Origin of the sequence: Cupriavidus taiwanensis (assembly GCF_900250075.1) — a bacterium.
GTDB lineage: Bacteria > Pseudomonadota > Gammaproteobacteria > Burkholderiales > Burkholderiaceae > Cupriavidus > Cupriavidus taiwanensis_C.
In genome coordinates this window covers 983,479-999,444 of the sequence record NZ_LT977071.1, presented here as the reverse complement: position 1 = coordinate 999,444, position 15,966 = coordinate 983,479, and the positions used below count along the sequence as shown (strand labels likewise).

General features: G+C 66.2%; 15 protein-coding genes. 6 read left to right on the top strand and 9 right to left on the bottom strand.

Annotation, left to right across the window (positions count from 1 at the left end; all coding sequences use genetic code 11):
* Nucleotide 1 precedes the first annotated feature (1 nt).
* From CBM2588_RS20970 to CBM2588_RS20950, 5 genes are all read right to left on the bottom strand, one after another.
* Entirely contained in the window at nt 2-1,378 is a 1,377-nt protein-coding gene (locus CBM2588_RS20970) for an NAD(P)/FAD-dependent oxidoreductase (protein ID WP_115682294.1), read from the bottom strand.
* The gene (locus CBM2588_RS20965; protein ID WP_115682293.1) at nt 1,375-1,722 is read right to left on the bottom strand and encodes a (2Fe-2S)-binding protein; all 348 of its coding nucleotides are present in this window, start codon (nt 1,720-1,722) and stop codon (nt 1,375-1,377) included. Before CBM2588_RS20965 ends, CBM2588_RS20970 begins: the two co-directional genes overlap by 4 nt.
* On the bottom strand, nt 1,712-2,845 hold the full coding sequence (locus tag CBM2588_RS20960) for an NAD(P)/FAD-dependent oxidoreductase (protein ID WP_115683678.1): 1,134 nt from the start codon (nt 2,843-2,845) through the stop codon (nt 1,712-1,714). The genes CBM2588_RS20965 and CBM2588_RS20960 overlap by 11 nt, the downstream gene beginning before the upstream one ends.
* A gap of 73 nt (nt 2,846-2,918) precedes the next feature.
* Nucleotides 2,919-3,902 (bottom strand): Bug family tripartite tricarboxylate transporter substrate binding protein, encoded by a 984-nt coding sequence (locus tag CBM2588_RS20955; RefSeq protein WP_231942222.1) that lies wholly within the window; start codon nt 3,900-3,902, stop codon nt 2,919-2,921.
* An 82-nt stretch (nt 3,903-3,984) separates the two neighbouring features.
* Complete coding sequence (locus tag CBM2588_RS20950; RefSeq protein ID WP_111519946.1) at nt 3,985-4,899, bottom strand: LysR family transcriptional regulator; 915 nt, start codon at nt 4,897-4,899, stop codon at nt 3,985-3,987.
* A gap of 329 nt (nt 4,900-5,228) precedes the next feature.
* Between CBM2588_RS20950 and CBM2588_RS20945 the strand changes: the two genes are divergently transcribed.
* Together CBM2588_RS20945 and CBM2588_RS20940 are read left to right on the top strand one after the other, a co-directional pair.
* Nucleotides 5,229-5,765 (top strand): dihydrofolate reductase family protein, encoded by a 537-nt coding sequence (locus tag CBM2588_RS20945; protein ID WP_115682291.1) that lies wholly within the window; start codon nt 5,229-5,231, stop codon nt 5,763-5,765.
* 286 nt (nt 5,766-6,051) lie between these two features.
* Nucleotides 6,052-7,035, top strand: a complete 984-nt coding sequence (locus CBM2588_RS20940) for a Bug family tripartite tricarboxylate transporter substrate binding protein (RefSeq protein ID WP_115682290.1) — start codon at nt 6,052-6,054, stop codon at nt 7,033-7,035.
* A gap of 61 nt (nt 7,036-7,096) precedes the next feature.
* On the opposite strand, the gene CBM2588_RS20935 is transcribed toward CBM2588_RS20940, so the two are convergent.
* From CBM2588_RS20935 to CBM2588_RS20920, 4 genes are all read right to left on the bottom strand, one after another.
* Complete coding sequence (locus tag CBM2588_RS20935; RefSeq protein WP_115682289.1) at nt 7,097-8,164, bottom strand: CaiB/BaiF CoA transferase family protein; 1,068 nt, start codon at nt 8,162-8,164, stop codon at nt 7,097-7,099.
* The gene (locus tag CBM2588_RS20930; RefSeq protein ID WP_115682288.1) at nt 8,161-10,287 is read right to left on the bottom strand and encodes an acetate--CoA ligase family protein; all 2,127 of its coding nucleotides are present in this window, start codon (nt 10,285-10,287) and stop codon (nt 8,161-8,163) included. The genes CBM2588_RS20935 and CBM2588_RS20930 overlap by 4 nt, the downstream gene beginning before the upstream one ends.
* 92 nt (nt 10,288-10,379) lie before the next feature.
* Nucleotides 10,380-11,528 carry an acyl-CoA dehydrogenase family protein gene (locus CBM2588_RS20925; RefSeq protein ID WP_115682287.1) on the bottom strand — a complete coding sequence of 383 codons (1,149 nt, stop codon included), beginning with the start codon at nt 11,526-11,528 and terminating at the stop codon, nt 10,380-10,382.
* Nucleotides 11,529-11,631: 103 nt separating this feature from the next.
* A complete protein-coding gene (locus tag CBM2588_RS20920) occupies nt 11,632-12,381 on the bottom strand; it encodes an IclR family transcriptional regulator (RefSeq protein ID WP_115682286.1) in 750 nt (249 codons plus the stop codon).
* A gap of 199 nt (nt 12,382-12,580) precedes the next feature.
* Between CBM2588_RS20920 and CBM2588_RS20915 the strand changes: the two genes are divergently transcribed.
* The 4 genes from CBM2588_RS20915 to CBM2588_RS20900 all read left to right on the top strand — a co-directional run bounded on the left by CBM2588_RS20915 (nt 12,581) and on the right by CBM2588_RS20900 (nt 15,875).
* A complete protein-coding gene (locus tag CBM2588_RS20915; protein ID WP_115682285.1) occupies nt 12,581-12,985 on the top strand; it encodes a Zn-ribbon domain-containing OB-fold protein in 405 nt (134 codons plus the stop codon).
* The gene (locus CBM2588_RS20910) at nt 12,982-14,130 is read left to right on the top strand and encodes a thiolase family protein (protein WP_115682284.1); all 1,149 of its coding nucleotides are present in this window, start codon (nt 12,982-12,984) and stop codon (nt 14,128-14,130) included. Before CBM2588_RS20915 ends, CBM2588_RS20910 begins: the two co-directional genes overlap by 4 nt.
* A gap of 85 nt (nt 14,131-14,215) precedes the next feature.
* Nucleotides 14,216-15,007 (top strand): enoyl-CoA hydratase/isomerase family protein, encoded by a 792-nt coding sequence (locus CBM2588_RS20905; protein WP_115682283.1) that lies wholly within the window; start codon nt 14,216-14,218, stop codon nt 15,005-15,007.
* Between the two features lie 55 nt (nt 15,008-15,062).
* Nucleotides 15,063-15,875: an SDR family NAD(P)-dependent oxidoreductase gene (locus tag CBM2588_RS20900; RefSeq protein WP_115682282.1), complete on the top strand. Its 813-nt coding sequence runs from the start codon at nt 15,063-15,065 to the stop codon at nt 15,873-15,875.
* The last annotated feature ends 91 nt before the right edge of the window (nt 15,876-15,966 follow it).

Below are 15,966 nucleotides of genomic sequence, written 5' to 3'. Positions count from 1 at the left end.
GTTATCCCGCCAGCTCGCCCAGCGTGATGGGCTTGATGGGTGGACGGATGCGGTAATAGCCCACTTCCTGTGGCGCCACGCCGCGTCCCTGCGCGATCAGTTCGGTCACGGTCAAGCCGCACAGGCGCCCCTGGCACGGGCCCATTCCGCAGCGTCCAAACGCCTTGGCCTGGTTGGGGCCATGGCAACCCACCTCGACATACTTCCTGATGGCCCCCGCCGTCACTTCCTCGCAGCGGCAGACAATGACGGCGTCATCCGCGGGCATGCGATGCAAGTCGCTGGGGCGGTACAGCGCATCCAGGAAGGGGCGGATACGCAAGTGTCTTTGCAGCTCGGCACGCATCGATGACTCTCTCACCCGCCGCTCACTCATGCCGAGTCGCTGCAACCTGGAAGCGATCGACAACGCGGCCAGCCTTCCCTGCACCGCGGACGCCCTGGCACCGACAATGCCTCTGCTGTCGCCCGCGATATAGATGTGCGTGTCTTCAATCTCGCCATACTCGTCCGTCTCCGGAATCCAGCACAGCTGGGCATCGCTCCAGTTGTGCCTGGCCCGCAGCGCCAAGCTGATCTGGGTATTGGGCACGACACCCTGGTGGAGCAGTACCAGCGAGGTGTCGATACGACGCTCGACACCCCGGTGCGTGAAGCACAGGGCTTCGGCACGAGCTTCGCCCTGGATGGCGAGGGCTTGCGCTCCCGCATACACCGGGACGCGATGGCGCCGCAGTTGCCTGAACATGTCCATGCCCTTGCGCAGGTCCCGCCAACCGCGCAAAGCCGCCGGCAGATGGGAGACGGCGCGCAGGTAGTCAGCGCGCTGCGTGGTGTGCACGACGGCCTTGAGCTCGATGCCCGCGCGCAGATATTGCACGGCCAGCAGATACAGCAGCGGCCCGCAGCCTGCCAGGACCGCCGGCTGCCGTGGCAGCGCTGCCGCGCTCTTGATCAGGATCTGCGCCGCCCCAGCACCCATCACGCCGGGCAGCGTCCAGCCTGGCAAGGGGAAAGGACGTTCCATGGCCCCGCTGGCCAGCACAATGGACCTGCCCTCGACGGCGTGGCTGGCACCGTCCTGCAGGTAGCTGACTTTCCGGTCCCGGCCGACGTTCCACACGGAGGCCCCGGCGATATGCCGCGCGCCCGATGCGGCGAAGGCCCTTGTCAGCGCCGCGCCGGCAACATAGTCATCGCCAAGGACCGCGCGCAGCGTCGGGCTTGCCGCGTCGACATTCCGATAGATCTGCCCGCCAGCCGCCGGCTGTTCATCCAGCACCGCGACGCTCAGCCCCCACTGCCGCGCTTCGATCGCTGCGGACAGTCCAGCCGGGCCCGAGCCAACCACGACCACATCGAACACTGCACCGTTCATGCTTCAACCTCTTCCTGGATAGCAATTGCCGAGGCACCTTGCTGGCGCTTGATGACCATGCCGTCCCGGACCGGAGTCAGGCAGGCCTGGCGGCTGGGCTTTCCGTCGATCTCGACCAGACACTCGAAGCAGACGCCCATCATGCAATACGGCGCACGCGGCGCGGATGTCACCGGTGTGGTGCGGAACGGGGCCACGCCGTTCAGCAGCAGCGCCGCGGCAACGGTGGCACCGGCCGGCGCCCTCAGCGGCTGGCCTTCAAAGGTCAGGGTGACGGTGGACGATCGATCGGTCTCGACCGCCGTGAATAGCGGTGCACCAGCGGCGTGGTCATTAGTGGGCATTGGCAAAGCTCCTGGTGGGGTCGAGGTAACGATCCCCGGCGAATTCTTCGATATCGTCCGGTGCGGGTCCAAGTCCGGAAATCCATGGCCCTACGACATAGGCATGCGTGCCCGCAAGCGTCACGCCACTGTGGCTAGCCGCGACGAATGCTCCCGGACATGACCGGGATTCCTGGTAGATCGGGTGTCCATCCGGCGTCATCACGCGCAGCGCGCCCCAGGCGCGGACCAGGCGCACGTTGGCAAGCAGCGGGAAGGTGTCCACGGCACGCCGTGCGATCCACTCGATGGCTGATACGGTGGTGTCATCATCGAAGCCAACATCCTCGATGGAATAGCCAAGCTGCACCGTCCCTTCCGCCGTCTGCCGCGCCTTGTTGGTCGGATAGGGCAAGAACGGCCTGAGCCGCTCGGTGATCAGGACCTGGCCCCGGTTCGGCTCGACCGGCGCGTGCAGCCCCACCTGCGGCGCAAGCTGCTTGTTGCCCAGTCCGGCCGCCAGCACGAGCCGGTCGCCGCTCCAGCTCCGGTTGTCCGAACCTGCCACGACAAAGCCGCCGTTGGTCCGATGGCGCACGGCAGTCACATCCACCCCAGAAAACACCTGGGCGCCCAGCGCTTTCAGACCCGCGTGCAAGGCGTGCAGCAGCTTGAGCGGATTGACATGCCCGTCCAGCGGACACCAGCTGCCGCCAGCCACCTTCGGTCCGATGGCGGGGAGATGGGTCTTCAGCTCGGCATGCTCCATCATCCGGTAGGGCACGCCCGCACCCGTGTGCCTGAGACGCTCCAGCAGCTTCTCGCGAGCGCGCATTTCCGTTTCGCTGAACCCTATCCAGAAGCCGCCCGCCTGTTGCAGATCGACGTCGATCCCGGTGAGGGACAGCAACTCGGCCGCGAGCGGTTGCCAATGATCGATGGCATCCCGGGACCAGCGCGCATAGCGGGGAAACCCGTCGCCTTTGCTCTGGAGCCATACCAACCCAAAATTTCCCCGCGAAGCGCGGTTCGCGATGTCGCCCTGGTCGAGCAATGTGACCGGCGCCCCGGCTTTCGCGGCCCCGAACGCTATGGCCGCGCCCACCACGCCGCCCCCCACAACGATGACTTCTTCCTTGCGCATGTCCATCCTTCGGCCACCCCATCCTTCAGTCCGGCACAATGCGTTCTCTTGCGAGACGGGCGGCGTGGTTGCTTCAATCGATACTGATGTGACCGGCCTTGATGACCGCGCCCCATTTGGCGGCATCGGCCTTGATCAGGTCGGCAAACTGGGCGGGGGTACCGGGGGCAACGGTGGCGCCCAGGCTCTCGTGCTGCTTTACGATGCGCGGATCGGCCAGGATCGCGTTGATCTCGGTGTTCAGCTTCTGGACGATGGCGGCGGGCATGCGAGCCGGCCCGACCACCCCGCCCCAGGTCACCATTTCGACGGCGGGAAATCCGGCTTCCGCGATGGTTGGCACATTCGGCAGCAACGGCGAGCGGTTGGGGCCTGTGATGGCCAACGCGCGAATGCGGCCGGCGCGTACCTGCGGTTCCATGGAGGTGAAGTTGCTGATCATCAACTGGATCTGCCCGGCTGCCAGGTCAGATTCCGCCGCGGGCGCGCTCTTGTAGGGCACGTGCGTGATCTGTATGCCGGCCTTGGTCCGGAACAGTTCGGTCACCACGTGCAGCGACGTTCCCGTACCGGTAGAGCCGTAGAACAGCTCGCCGGGATGACCCTTGGCGTATGTCACAAGGTCGCTGACGGAATTGACGGCAAGCGAAGGCGTCACGCCCAGAAGATTCGGCTGCGTCCATTGCTTTGCAATCGGGGTGAAGTCCTGGATTGCGCGATAAGGCAGCCGTTTGGCGGCAAGCGCGGCGACAACGAAGGTAGAGAGGTTTGCGCCCCCGATCGTGTAGCCGTCCGGCTCTGCCTTGGCAATAACCTCGAGTCCGATCACGCCCGCGCCGCCGGGCCGGTTCTCCACCACAAAGGGCTGGCCCAGGCGCTGGCTGAGGGCGGCGGTGAGAATGCGCGCCGTCACATCCGCCGCGCCGCCGGCGGCCGCATTGACAATAAAACGCACCGGCCGGTTGGGGTAGTCGCCCTGCGCGACGGCCGCACACGCCGCAAAGGTCGCCATCAGCCCGACGGCGGCGCGGCCTATGTCCAGGATAGATAACTTCACAACAGTCTCCCCTCTTTTAGAAATCATGATGGAGATGTTATGAAGGTGCGGCCCTTGAATCTATGGCGCCGGCGTTAGCAACCTATTCAGATTCGATATGAGTCCGCGCCTTTTCCGTCGCCGTCGACAGGTATCGGAGCAGATCCCGGGCCGGCTTGCCAAGTCGGGCATCGCTCATGGCGGTGGCATAGAAGGTATAGCTCAGCGTCGGCCTCAGCGGTAGCACGACCCCGCCACGCTGCCGATGGAGCACCCCGGTCAGGGGATCGACGATCGAAACACCCATGCCACGCAGCACCAGTTCGCTCATGGAGTGGAACAGCGAGGCCTCGACGGTGATGTCCAGTTGCACCCCCGTGGTCGCCAGCAAGGCGTCCAGGCGCTTCTGGAACGTGCCGGTCTGGCCGACGAAGGGCTTCCCCTCAAGGTCCTTCAACTCGACGGCGGCCGCCCTTGGCGACAGCCATTTGCGGGTCCCGATGCAAACGCAATCAGCGCTGAACTCCGCAACGGTCTCGAGATCGCCGAGGGAGAGAATATCCGCCGTGAAGCCGATGTCTGCCTGGCGATTGCGTACGGCACGCGCGACTTCGACATACGACGTCACCGAGAGCGTAATGAATACATCCGGATATTTGCCTCGCAGGTGCTCGATCGCCTCGGGCATGATCGAGTGTCCGATCGACGGGATGGTCGCGATGGAGAGCCGTCCCATTTTCTGCTTGCGCAACTGGTCAGAAAATCTCATGATCTCGTCCAGCCCCAGGAAAGATTGCTGGACCTTTGTCATGAGCGCAAGGGCTTCCTCGGTCGGCTTCACCGTGCGGCCGTGCTTCAGGAAGAGCGGGAAGCCGACTGCCTTCTGCAGCTCGGCTATCACGCGGCTCATCGAAGGCTGGGACATGCCGAGCGCATCGGCGCCTGCACTCATCCCGCCATGCGCGATGGCGGCGCGAAACGCCTCGATCATCCTGTGGGTTATGACTTTCTCGGACATAGGTCGCCTAAGGCTTGCTCGGGTGCCGCCTGGTCGCGGTACGGATACGCAGTATAAGGGCCCGACCGAATACTTATGCCCCGCCTTTATGCAAGCCGCGCCCCTCCTGGCGACACGATTTCAGACCGTCCGCGCGATATGCGGGAAGTGTTGTACCAATGGTGTCCTCGAATGACCGCGCCTTGTTAGTGCTACAACGCAACGACCGGGCCGCGGATCAGAAATCGGTCCCCTGACAAGCTGGTAATGACTTGCTCAAGATGGCGGCTCGGGCCGGCCCAGCAGCCACATCCCAACGCTACGCCCCGGCGTATTTCAATGGAAGAGAGATGATCACCGGACACGTCTTCATTGCCACCAGCCTCGATGGTTTCATCGCCCGCCCCGACGGCGACATCGGCTGGCTGCTCGATCGGGATGATCCGGCCGAAGACCACGGCTACACGGACTTCATCGCCGACAAGGACGCCATCGTGATGGGCCGTGGCAGCTATGAAAAGATCATCACGATGGGCGAATGGGCGTACGACCGTCCGGTGCTGGTGCTGTCCCGGCAACTGGCAGGCAAGCCGGTGCCCGAGGCCTTGCAAGGCAAGGTGCGATTCTCGGATGCCACGCCCGCGGACGCGATGGCGCAGCTGGAGGCGGAAGGGGTGCGACGCGTTTATGTCGATGGCGGCAAGGTGGTGCAGTCGTTCCTTCGAGAAGGATGGATCGCCGACATGGTGGTCACCACGGTGCCGGTGCTGATCGGGGCAGGCCGGCCATTGTTCGGCGCCCTGCCGCACGACGTAAGCCTGAAGCTTGAATCGAGCCGTTACTTCCCTTCCGGGCTGGTGCAGTCGGCCTATCGGGTACTGCGCTGACGCCCTGCTGACGGCGGGTGGGGGCGCCCTGCCTCGCGCCCGCTGCTATCGGGCTCAAATGAGTTCGAATTTCGCCATCCTGCGCGCCTTCCTGAGCCGGCGCATCTGCGTCCGCAGCCCCTGAAAGCGAGCGCCACGCTCGCCCTCCGATTTGCGGCAGTGACCGCCGCTTACCCGATGACACCACCCCGGGTGGCTTCCCTCGGCCTTGGATTTCCTGTTTTTCTTTTCTACGATTGGCTGTATATTAATTCGACATTTCGAAGACAATATCCAGGAGACAAAGATGAACAGAACTTTCCGAGTCCGGTTGCGGCCACTGGTGGCAATGCTGGCCCTAGTGCCGGCGCTGTCATGCGCGCAGGACAAATTCCCGAGCCGGCCGATCACCTGGATCGTGCCGTTCACCCCCGGCGGAATCACCGACACCGCATCGCGCACCATCGCCAAGAAGATGTCGGAAACCCTGAAACAATCGGTCGTGGTGGAAAACCGGCCCGGGGCCGGAGGCATGGTCGGCACGGAAGTGGCGGCGCGCGCGGCGCCCGATGGCTACACCTGGATCTATGGCACCCAGGGCACGATGGCGGCCAACCTGGCGCTGTACAGCAAGGTGCGCTACGACCCGCTGAAGGACTTCGTCCCTGTCCACGCGCTTTCCGAAACCTCCACGATCATGGTGGTCAACAGTTCGCGCCCCTACAAGACCGTCAAGGAACTGGTGGAATACGCCAGGAAGCACCCGGGCAAGGTCAACTTCGGATCGGCGGGCGCCGGCACCGGCACGCATCTGAACGCCGAACTGTTCCAGGCCAGCGCCGGCGTCAAGCTGACCCATATTCCATACAAGGGCAGCTCACCCGCCATCAACGACTTGCTCGGGGGCGTGGTCGACGTGATGTTCGACTATCCGAGCATCGTGCTGCCGTTCATACAGAGCGGCAAACTGCGCGCGCTCGCCACCACGGGCAAGGAACGCCTGGCGCTGCTGGCGAACGTGCCCACCATCGCCGAATCCGGCTATGCGATGGCGCAGGCCAGTAGCTGGTCCGGCATCCTGGTGCCGGCCGGCACGCCGCCGCAGACCGTGGCGCTGATTGCGAAGGCGACCGAGCAAGCGCTGCGCGACCCCGAGGTGCGCAAATCGATCGAGCCATACGGCAGCATGCCGATGTACGGCCTGTCCGAAGCCAGGTTCGGCAGCTTCATCCAGGCCGAGATCGTGAAGTGGGGCGATGTGGTCAAGAAGTCCGGCGCCAGGCTGGACTGATCGCCGGGCCAGCTGCGCGGGGCGCGACGCCAGGCCGCCGCCCCGCGATACCCGCGATACTTCAGGCCATCCCTTCCAGCGTCACGGGAAACCCGGGCAGCGGCCCGCTTTCCGTCTCGGTGATCCGCGCGCCCGACCTGGTCCGGGCCTGCGCAACTGCCTCGACCGCGTCCAGCACCGGAAACACGGGCAGATCGGCTTGCGCCAGGCGTGCCATGAGCACATCCGCGTCATACTCGGCCACGCACTCCGCCACGCGCGCATTGATGGCATCGGCATGCGCGATCCGCGCGGCGTGGTCCACGCAACATGGAGCGTCGGCGGCAAACAGACCCAGCGCCGAATTCAGGCCGCGCCAGAAGTGCTCCTCCAGCGCCGCGATGGTCAGGAAGCGGCCATCCTTGCAGCGGAACACGCCATAAGCGGGCTTGCCGCCCAGCATCGCGCGCTGCGCGTCGGGGGTGGTCGCGGCCTTCTGGCGAAACAGCCCCAGCCGAGGCGCCATCCAGTGCAGAACGCTGTCGGCAAGCGCCGCGTCCAGATACTGGCCGCGTCCGCTCGCCGTGCGCTGGTAGAGCGCGGCCAGCAGCGCGGAGAGCGCCGTGGAGGCGCCGGCCAGATCCGCGATCGGCAGCATGGCCTGGTGCTCCGGCGGACCACCCGGTGCGCCCGTCAGCGACAGCGCGCCCGCCGCCGCCAGATAGTTGATGTCGTGCCCTGGCAGCAACGCATGCGGGCCGTCCTGGCCAAAGCCGGTCAGCGACAGGTAGATCAGACGCGGAAACTGCTCGCGCAGACTGTCGTAGTCCAGCCCGAGCCGGCGCATCACGCCGGGGCGATAGGATTCGATCAGGATGTCCGCCTGCGCGATCAGCTCCCGCAACTCGGCCAGGCCGCTGTCGCGCTTCAGGTCGCAGAACACGCTGCGCTTGCCACGGTTGAGCGCGGCGAACAGCCCCGGTGCCAGGCGTCGGGCGTTGTCCCCGTGCGGTGGGCGTTCCACCTTCACGACTTCGGCGCCCATCTCGACCAGGGACTGCGTCAGGAACGGGCCGGGGAGCAACTCGGTCATGTCGATCACGCGCACCCCCGCGAGCGGCGGGGCGTGGCTTGCTTGGGTCGTGCTCATTGCTCCCCCTCGCCTTGCGCCATCACGATCACCGCATCGAGCGGCACGGCGCCTTCGCCCGCGACGCCGAGCCAGACCGGGTTCAGGTCCATCTCGACCAGCCGGTCAGCATGCGCGACGACGAAGTCCGACACCTTCACCAGCAGCGCCGTCAGCGCGGCGATATCGCGACGCGGCTTGCCTCGCGCGCCATCGAGCAACGGGAAGCAGCGCACCTCGCGGATCATCGCCTCGGCCTCGGTGGCCGACAACGGCAACATGCGGCGCGAAACGTCCTTGAAGACCTCCACATAGATTCCCCCCAGGCCGAAGGTCAGGATATGCCCGAACACCGGGTCGCGCGAAACGCCGATCAGTATCTCCAGCCCGCCCGGCGCGGCCATGTGTTCGAGCAGCAGTCCGTCGATGCGCGCCTCGGGCACGTGGCGCGCGACCGACGCGTGAATACCTTGCCAGGCCGCCTCGAGCCCCGCTTCATCGACGATGCCGACCACCACGCCGCCGACGTCCGACTTGTGCTGGATCTGCGCGCTCACCACCTTGGCAACCAGCGGGTAACCCACCTCGCGCGCCAGCGCTCGCGCCTGCTCCAGCGTGGCGGCCACTCGCGACACCGGAACGGCGATGCCGGCCTGGCGCAGCATCGCCTTGCCCTCCGGCTCGGACAGGGCCCGCGCGGGCACGTCGGCCAGCAGCCGCGCAGCGGTCTGCAGCAGCGGCCGGAAGTCGAGATCGGCGCGGGCACGCCAGTCGGCATAGGCCAGCCAGCGCTGCACCGCCTTGACCGCCTTGCTGATGCTGCGAACGGGCGCCAGGCCCGCATCGGCAAACACCTTGTAGGCTTCGCCCTGGCGCTCGCTCATCCAGATCGGCAGCATCGGCACCGGGCTCTCTTCCTGCACCTGTACCGTGATGTCGGCCGCCAGCTTGGTGATGGCGCCATACTCGAGCGCCTGCGGCAGCAGCACCAGCGATACGTTGGGGTCATGACAAACCGCCTGCAGGCAAGTCCGCGCCAGCTCCGGCCTGGCCATCACAGCGGTGGTGGTATCGATGGGGTTGTCGATGGCGGCATACGAAGGCAAGGCGTCGCGCAGCACGGCAAGGGTCTGCGGCGCGAACTCGGCCAGCTGCAGCCCGGCGTTGCCGACCATGTCGGCGCACAGCGCCGCGGTGCCGCCCGACCCCGAGTAGATCGCCAGGGCACCACCCTGGCGCGGCAGGCCGCGCGCAAACAGCCAGGCGGTGTCGATCAGCTCGTCGATGTCATCCACCTCGACCACGCCAAGCTGGGCGAACACGGCGCTGTTGACCTCCGCCGAGCCGGTAATCGATGCCGTGTGCGACTGCGCTGCCTTGCGCCCGTATTCGGAGCGCCCCACCTTCAGCGCCACCACCGGCTTGCCCTGGCGCGCCGCATGCTGCACGGCGGCGACGAACTTGCTGCCGTCGTTGACGCCTTCGAGCAAGGTGGCAATGACCTTGATATCGGGCGCATCGGCCATGTAGTGAATGAAGTCGCTCACCTGCAGGTCGACCTCGTTGCCGCTGGAACTCCAGAGCCCGACCCCGATGCCACGGTCCATCGCCTGCAGCACGTTGCGGCCAAGGCCGCCGCCCTGCGTGGCCAGCCCCACCGGACCGCCGCGGAGATCGTGCCGGAACGACGGCGAGAAGGTGAAGCCGAGCCGCTCCGTGATATTGGTCAGGCCCGGGCAGTTCGGTCCGTAGATGCGCATGCCCGTGCGTGCCACGATTTCCTTCATGGTCTGTTCGGCGGCCTTGCCCTCTTCGCCGGCTTCGCCAAAGCCCGAGGTCAGGATGATGGCGAAGCGCACCCCTTTCTCGCCGCACTGCTCCAGTACGGCGAGCACGTGCTCGGCGGGCACCGCCACCAGGGCAGTGTCGGGCACCGCCGGCAGCGACGCCACGTCGGGCCAGGCCTTGTGCCCGGCCACTTCCCGCCTGGTCGCGTTGACCAGGTACACGTCACCCCGAAAATCCGAATGCTCGAGCAGGTTCTCGAGCGCGCGGGCGCCGATGCTGCCACTGCGGTCACTGGCGCCCACCAGGGCAATGGAACGCGGGCTGACGAGCCGCGACAGGTCTTGGTATGTCTCCATCTTTGTTCTCTCGATGCGGAAGTCTGTGGAATCCGGCGCTACGCTGATGCGCCGGGCGCTAAGCGTTGGCACGCTCGCGCGGCTGTTGCCGCTCAGGCAATGGCCGACATGCCGAGGATCTCGCGGCCGACGATCAGGGTCTGTACTTCGGTGGTGCCTTCGGGAATGGTGCCGCCACGCGTATCGCGGAAGATGCGCTCGATCGGGTAGTCGGTCGCGTAGCCGAGTCCGCCGTGCACCTGCAGGGCCATGCTGGCCACTTCGTGCGCGGCCTCGGTCGCATACAGCTTGGCGATCGACGCCGAGACCCGCGTATCCTCTCCGCGGTCGAGCGCCATGGCGGCGCGGTAGCCGAGCGCACGTGCGGCTTCCACACGAATCGTCATGTCGACGATCATCTTCTGCACGAGCTGGAAGCCACCGATGGGTCGGCCGAACTGGGTGCGCGTCCTGGCGTAGTCAGTGGCCAGGTCGAGCGCGGCCTGCGCTGCGCCCACGGCGCCCATCGCGATATTGACGCGCGCCCCGTCCAGGCCCTGCAGCATGCGCTTGAGCGCACTGCCCTCCTCGCCCAGCAGGTTCTCGCGCGGCACGCGAACATTGTCGAAGCCCAGTTCGGCGGTGCCGGTACTGCGCAGCACCATGGTGTCGACCCGGCGCACCTCGTAAGGACTGACGTCGCGCTCGACCAGGAAGGTCGACAACTGGCCCTCGCAATTGTCGCTATAGGTACGGGCCACCACGATGCCGAAGTCGGCGAATGCGCCGTTGGTGATCCAGAGCTTGCGGCCATTGAGCACGTAGTGGTCGCCGTCCAGGTCCGCACGCGTCTGGATCTGCGCGATGTTGGAACCGGTACCCGGCTCGCTGATCGCGGTAAACACCTTGCGCTCGCAGGCCAGCAATGGCGCGAGAAAGCGCGCCTTCTGCTGCGCCGTGCCGACCGCGGCAAGCTTGGCGATCGGGCCGTTGGTAATGTTCAGGATGGTGCGCAGCGAAAGCCAGGCATAGCCGGCCTCCTCCATCATCATCGCCCAGGTAAGCTGGTCCAGCCCCATCCCGCCCTGTTCCTCGGAGAGGCGCCCGCCGATATAGCCGAACTGCGCCAGACCCTTCAGGATCTCGAACGGAAAGGTCTTCTCCTGGTCGTGCCGGCTGACCAGCGGTGCCACCTCCGCCTGCATGAATCGGCGAATATTGTCGCGCAGCAGCCGCTGCTCGGGAGTTGCTTCGAAAAACATGGGTGTCTCCTGTAAAAGCCCGGTTGAGAAATACGGGCGACGCCGGGCAGCCCGGGCATCGCCGATACCAAGGCCGGACACAGGGACGGTCCCATGCGCCGGCCTAGTTTTGTTGGAACGCGGGGAAAACCAGATCCCGCGCGGCCTCGATCACCTCCAGGTACTCGTCCTTGCGGCGCTTGAATCGTTCGGTGGGACCCGCCAGCGAGATCGCGAACGGTTCGTCGCCGATCCGTCCGGCCACCGCAATGGCCGTCACACCTTCACCGCCTTCGTCCTCGACCCAGGCCCAGCCGCGCTTGCGCACGTCGGCGATCTGCTTTTCCAGCACCACCGGATTGATCTCCGTCCTGGGTCCCAGCTTGGGCAGCGCGCGCAGGCGCAACTGCCGCGCCGCGTCTTCCGGTGGCAGTACCGCCAGCAGGGCCTTGCCAAGCGCCGTGGCATGCAAGGCCAGGCGCTTGCCAACCCGCAGCACGTAACGCAATTCGTAGCGGCTTTCCTGGAAGCCGGTCACCCGCACATGGGCCCCGTCAAGCCGGCCGCACAACGAGGTCTCGCCGGTCTTGCCGGTGAGGAACTCCGTGGCCTCGGCGGCAACCGCCGCCAGCGGATCGTTGCCGGCAATGGCTTCACAGATGGAATGAAGCCGCATGGTGGGATAGAAGCGGCGCGTGCGCGCGGTCCGCATCAGATACCCGGTCTCGGTCAGCGTATGCAGCAGGTCGGAGCAACTGCTCTCCGGCAGATCGAGCAGGCGCGCCAGTTCCGAATTGGAGAGCTCGCGCTTTTCGCGCGAGAACACCTCGAAGACGGCAAGACTGCGCGCGGCAGCAGGAACAAAGCTAGGCATGGGTTCTCCGAAATCCTCGTGATGGCAGGGCGAGATCCGCCCAAACCGCAAGTCTACGAGATTTCGTACGGGCTTCCGTGTTTGACAGGGGTCGTTACTACGATATACTGGATGCTAATACGACCTATCGTAGTTACGCAAGATAAAGATCGGCACCGGTGCCAGACCGCACGGCACCCGCACACTGAAAAGGAGACCCATGCAAAGCGAGCCATCCCGTCCGCCTGAAACCCAAGGCGCGCCATCCCTGGCCGTCCTGCGCTGCGGCGCTTGCGGCCATCCCACCTATCCCGCTTCGGCCTATGGCTGCCAGTTCTGCGGCGCGGAGCCCGAACGTGGCACCGTTGAAGAACTGCCCGCCCGGGGCACGCTGCGCAACTACGTGACCGTGCATGCGCCGCTGGTTCCTGGCATGCCGCCGCCATTCGTCGTCGGCGAGGTCGACTTTGCGCCAGGCATACGCGAAGAGGTGCTCCTCGACGTGGCCAGCGAATCGGAACTGGTTCCCGGCATGACGGTCCAGGGCGTGATCCGCCGCGACGCCCCCTGCGGCGACCGCTATCCGCTGCGCTTTGCCCCCGCAACCGGAGAGGTGCAGCGATGAACCGACTGCTTCAGCAAACCCCTGTGTACGTCATTGGCATCGGGCTGCATCCATACCAGTTCGCATCGGACATCCCCTATGTCAGCCTCGGCCTGCGCGCAATGCGCGAGGCGCTGGCCGACGCCAACATCGGCTGGCCCGAGGTGCAGAGCGCCTACGTCGGGACGTCGGCGATCGGCATGGCTACCGGGCGCGTCATGTTTCGCCACCTGGGCTCCACCGGCCTTGCCGTGACGCAGGTGGAAAGCGCTTCGGCATCGGGCTGCTCGGCGTTCCGCCAGGCGTGCCTGGAGGTGGCAAGCGGCGTCTCCGACGTGGTGGTGGCGATGGGCGTGGACAAGTTCGGCGATGGCCGCAAGGCCGCCGACAAGGACGGCCTGCCGCACCTTGCGCCAACCGCGACCATGCCCCCCGTGAAGTTCGCGCTGATGGCGCATGAATACCTGCGCCGGCATGGCCTGAAGCCCGAAGCCATGGCGCGCGTCGCGGTCAAGAACCACGGCAATGCGGCGCTCAACCCGTACGCACAGTTCCGCAAGCCCCGCACGCTCGAGCAGGTCATGGCCTCGCCCAAGGTGGTGGGCGACCTGACGGTGCAGCAGTGCTGCCCGCGCGGCGACGGCGCCGCTGCCGTGATCGTGGTGTCGGAGGCCGCGATAAAGCGTCTCGGCCTGGACAAGCGCCGCGCCGTGCGCGTGCTGGCATCGGTGGCGAACAGCGAGCAGCTCGAGCAAGGCGAGGCCTCGGCAGCCATCGACATGGTGCGCAGCTCCACCGCGCTGGCGTACGAGCAGGCCGGCATCGGGCCGCGCGACCTGAACCTGGTGGAGCTGCACGAGGCCTTCTCGATCGAGGAACTGGTCTACACCGAGGCCATGGGCCTGTGCGCACCCGGAGAAGGGGCAGCCTGGCTTGAACGCGGCGCTTCGGCCATCGGCGGCCAATGCGCGGTCAATGCATCGGGCGGCCTGCTCGGCATGGGTCATCCGACCGGGCCGACCGGCATTGGGCAGATCGCCGAGATCACGCGCCAGATCCGCGGCGAGGCGCACGGGCGGCAACACCCGGGCGCGCGCCTGGGCCTGGCGCACATGATCGGGCTCGGCTCGGTGGCCTTCGCCCACGTGCTGGCGGCAGCGCAGTGATCCCCCGGGTGCGCCGGCCGCAGCTGCCGCCGGCGCACCCTGGCGAGACACCGGCGCGAACATCATTCCAAGCAAGGAGACATCGATGCAGTTCGAAACCCTGTTGTACGAGGTGGTCGAGGGCGTGGCCGTTATCCGGCTGAACCGCCCGGAGCGGATGAACACCCTGGGCGGCACCATGAAGCCGGACCTCGCCAAGGCATTCTTCTCGCTGGCGCGGGACGACGCCAGCGTGCGCTGCGTGGTGCTGACCGGCGCCGGCGACAAGGCGTTCTGTGCTGGCGCCGACATCAAGGAGCGCGCCGCGGGCACGGCCCATCCCGCCGACTACTACGTCACGCAGCAACGTACCCACGAGCTGTTCCGCGGCATCGAGGAATTCGAGAAGCCCGTGATTGCCGCCATCAACGGCGTGGCGCTCGGCGGCGGCCTGGAGCTGGCCCTGTGCGCCGACATCAGGCTCGCCGCCAGGTCGGCCCGCTTCGGCCTGCCCGAGATCAGGCTCGGCGTCATCCCCGCCGCCGGCGGCACGCAGCGCCTGCCGCGCGTGGTGGGTGCGGCAGTGGCCAAGGAACTCATCTTTACCAGCGAACTGATCAGCGCCGACGCGGCGAAGGAGATGCGCCTGGTGAACCGGGTGACCGACGACGACAAGCTGCTGGACGAGGCCTTGACCATGGCCAGGCGCATCGCCGCGCAACCGCCGTTGGCCGTGCGTTTTGCCAAGCGGTCGGTCAACCTGGGCATGCAGGGCTCGGTTGACATGGGCCTGCAGTTTGAATGCTACGGCGCGGCCATGGTGGTGGACAGCGAAGACAGGAGGGAAGGGATGCGCGCCTTCGTCGAAAAGCGCGAGCCCCGCTTCGTCGGGCGCTAAGCCACCACGGCGGGCATTGATACATCGACATACCGAAATCTGGAGGAGAACCGAAATGGAACTGCATCTGCAAGGCAAAGTGGCGCTGGTGACGGGCGGCGGACAAGGCGTAGGGCGACGAATCTGCCTGGAACTCGCAGGCGAAGGCGTCAGCGTGGTGGTCAACGACTATTTCCTCGAGCGCGCGCAGGCCGTGCAAAAGGAAATCGAAGACGCAGGCGGCCAGGCATTGGCCGTGCAGGCCGACATTGGCGATGCCGGGCAGGTGGAGCGCATGTTCGCGCTGGCACGGGAACGCTTCGGCGACGTCGACATCCTGGTCAACAACGCCGGCGTAACCGTGGCGCGCCGTACCAAGGGCGGCATGCCGCCGACGTTCATGGAAATGCCGGTGGAAGACTGGAAGGAAGTCGTCGACCTGAATGTCTACGGCGTGATGAACTGCTGTCGCAGTGCCCTGCCCGGCATGCAGCGCCGGGGCGGCGGCAAGATCGTCAACATCATGTCCGAAGCCGGACGGGTCGGCGAGGCGCGCCTGGCGGTCTACTCCGGCGCCAAGGCCGCCATGCTGGGATTCGCCAAGGCGATCGCGCAGGAGCACGGGCGGGATTGCATCAACGTCAACACCATCGCACTGGGCGCGGTCTCGCACGAAGGCATCGCCAACGGCCCGCTGCACCCGTCAGCCACTCCCGAAACCGACGACCGCCTCAAGAAGATGCTTGGCGCCTACCCGATCGCACGCGGACTCGGAAGGCTGTCGCGGCCGGAGGATATCTCGGGTGTGGTGACGTTCCTGGCATCGGATCGCGCCGCCTTCATCACCGGCCAGAGTCTGGGCGTGAGCGGTGGCTACGTGATGCTTTGATGCAGTCCCGATGGGCGCGATCGGATTTATCACCGCGCCCAGGTGACCGCCCCGAGTTGTGGCATAAACTCTTCCGAAAGCGCGCCCGCGA

Excerpts from the sequence above, each read along its gene's own strand:
- CBM2588_RS20970 (WP_115682294.1), bottom strand. The coding sequence starts at position 1,378 with ATGAACGGTGCAGTGTTCGATGTGGTCGTGGTTGGCTCGGGCCCGGCT.
- CBM2588_RS20965 (WP_115682293.1), bottom strand. The coding sequence starts at position 1,722 with ATGCCCACTAATGACCACGCCGCTGGTGCACCGCTATTCACGGCGGTC.
- CBM2588_RS20960 (WP_115683678.1), bottom strand. The coding sequence starts at position 2,845 with ATGCGCAAGGAAGAAGTCATCGTTGTGGGGGGCGGCGTGGTGGGCGCG.
- CBM2588_RS20950 (WP_111519946.1), bottom strand. The coding sequence starts at position 4,899 with ATGTCCGAGAAAGTCATAACCCACAGGATGATCGAGGCGTTTCGCGCC.
- CBM2588_RS20945 (WP_115682291.1), top strand. The coding sequence starts at position 5,229 with ATGATCACCGGACACGTCTTCATTGCCACCAGCCTCGATGGTTTCATC.
- CBM2588_RS20940 (WP_115682290.1), top strand. The coding sequence starts at position 6,052 with ATGAACAGAACTTTCCGAGTCCGGTTGCGGCCACTGGTGGCAATGCTG.
- CBM2588_RS20935 (WP_115682289.1), bottom strand. The coding sequence starts at position 8,164 with ATGAGCACGACCCAAGCAAGCCACGCCCCGCCGCTCGCGGGGGTGCGC.
- CBM2588_RS20930 (WP_115682288.1), bottom strand. The coding sequence starts at position 10,287 with ATGGAGACATACCAAGACCTGTCGCGGCTCGTCAGCCCGCGTTCCATT.
- CBM2588_RS20925 (WP_115682287.1), bottom strand. The coding sequence starts at position 11,528 with ATGTTTTTCGAAGCAACTCCCGAGCAGCGGCTGCTGCGCGACAATATT.
- CBM2588_RS20920 (WP_115682286.1), bottom strand. The coding sequence starts at position 12,381 with ATGCCTAGCTTTGTTCCTGCTGCCGCGCGCAGTCTTGCCGTCTTCGAG.
- CBM2588_RS20915 (WP_115682285.1), top strand. The coding sequence starts at position 12,581 with ATGCAAAGCGAGCCATCCCGTCCGCCTGAAACCCAAGGCGCGCCATCC.
- CBM2588_RS20910 (WP_115682284.1), top strand. The coding sequence starts at position 12,982 with ATGAACCGACTGCTTCAGCAAACCCCTGTGTACGTCATTGGCATCGGG.
- CBM2588_RS20905 (WP_115682283.1), top strand. The coding sequence starts at position 14,216 with ATGCAGTTCGAAACCCTGTTGTACGAGGTGGTCGAGGGCGTGGCCGTT.
- CBM2588_RS20900 (WP_115682282.1), top strand. The coding sequence starts at position 15,063 with ATGGAACTGCATCTGCAAGGCAAAGTGGCGCTGGTGACGGGCGGCGGA.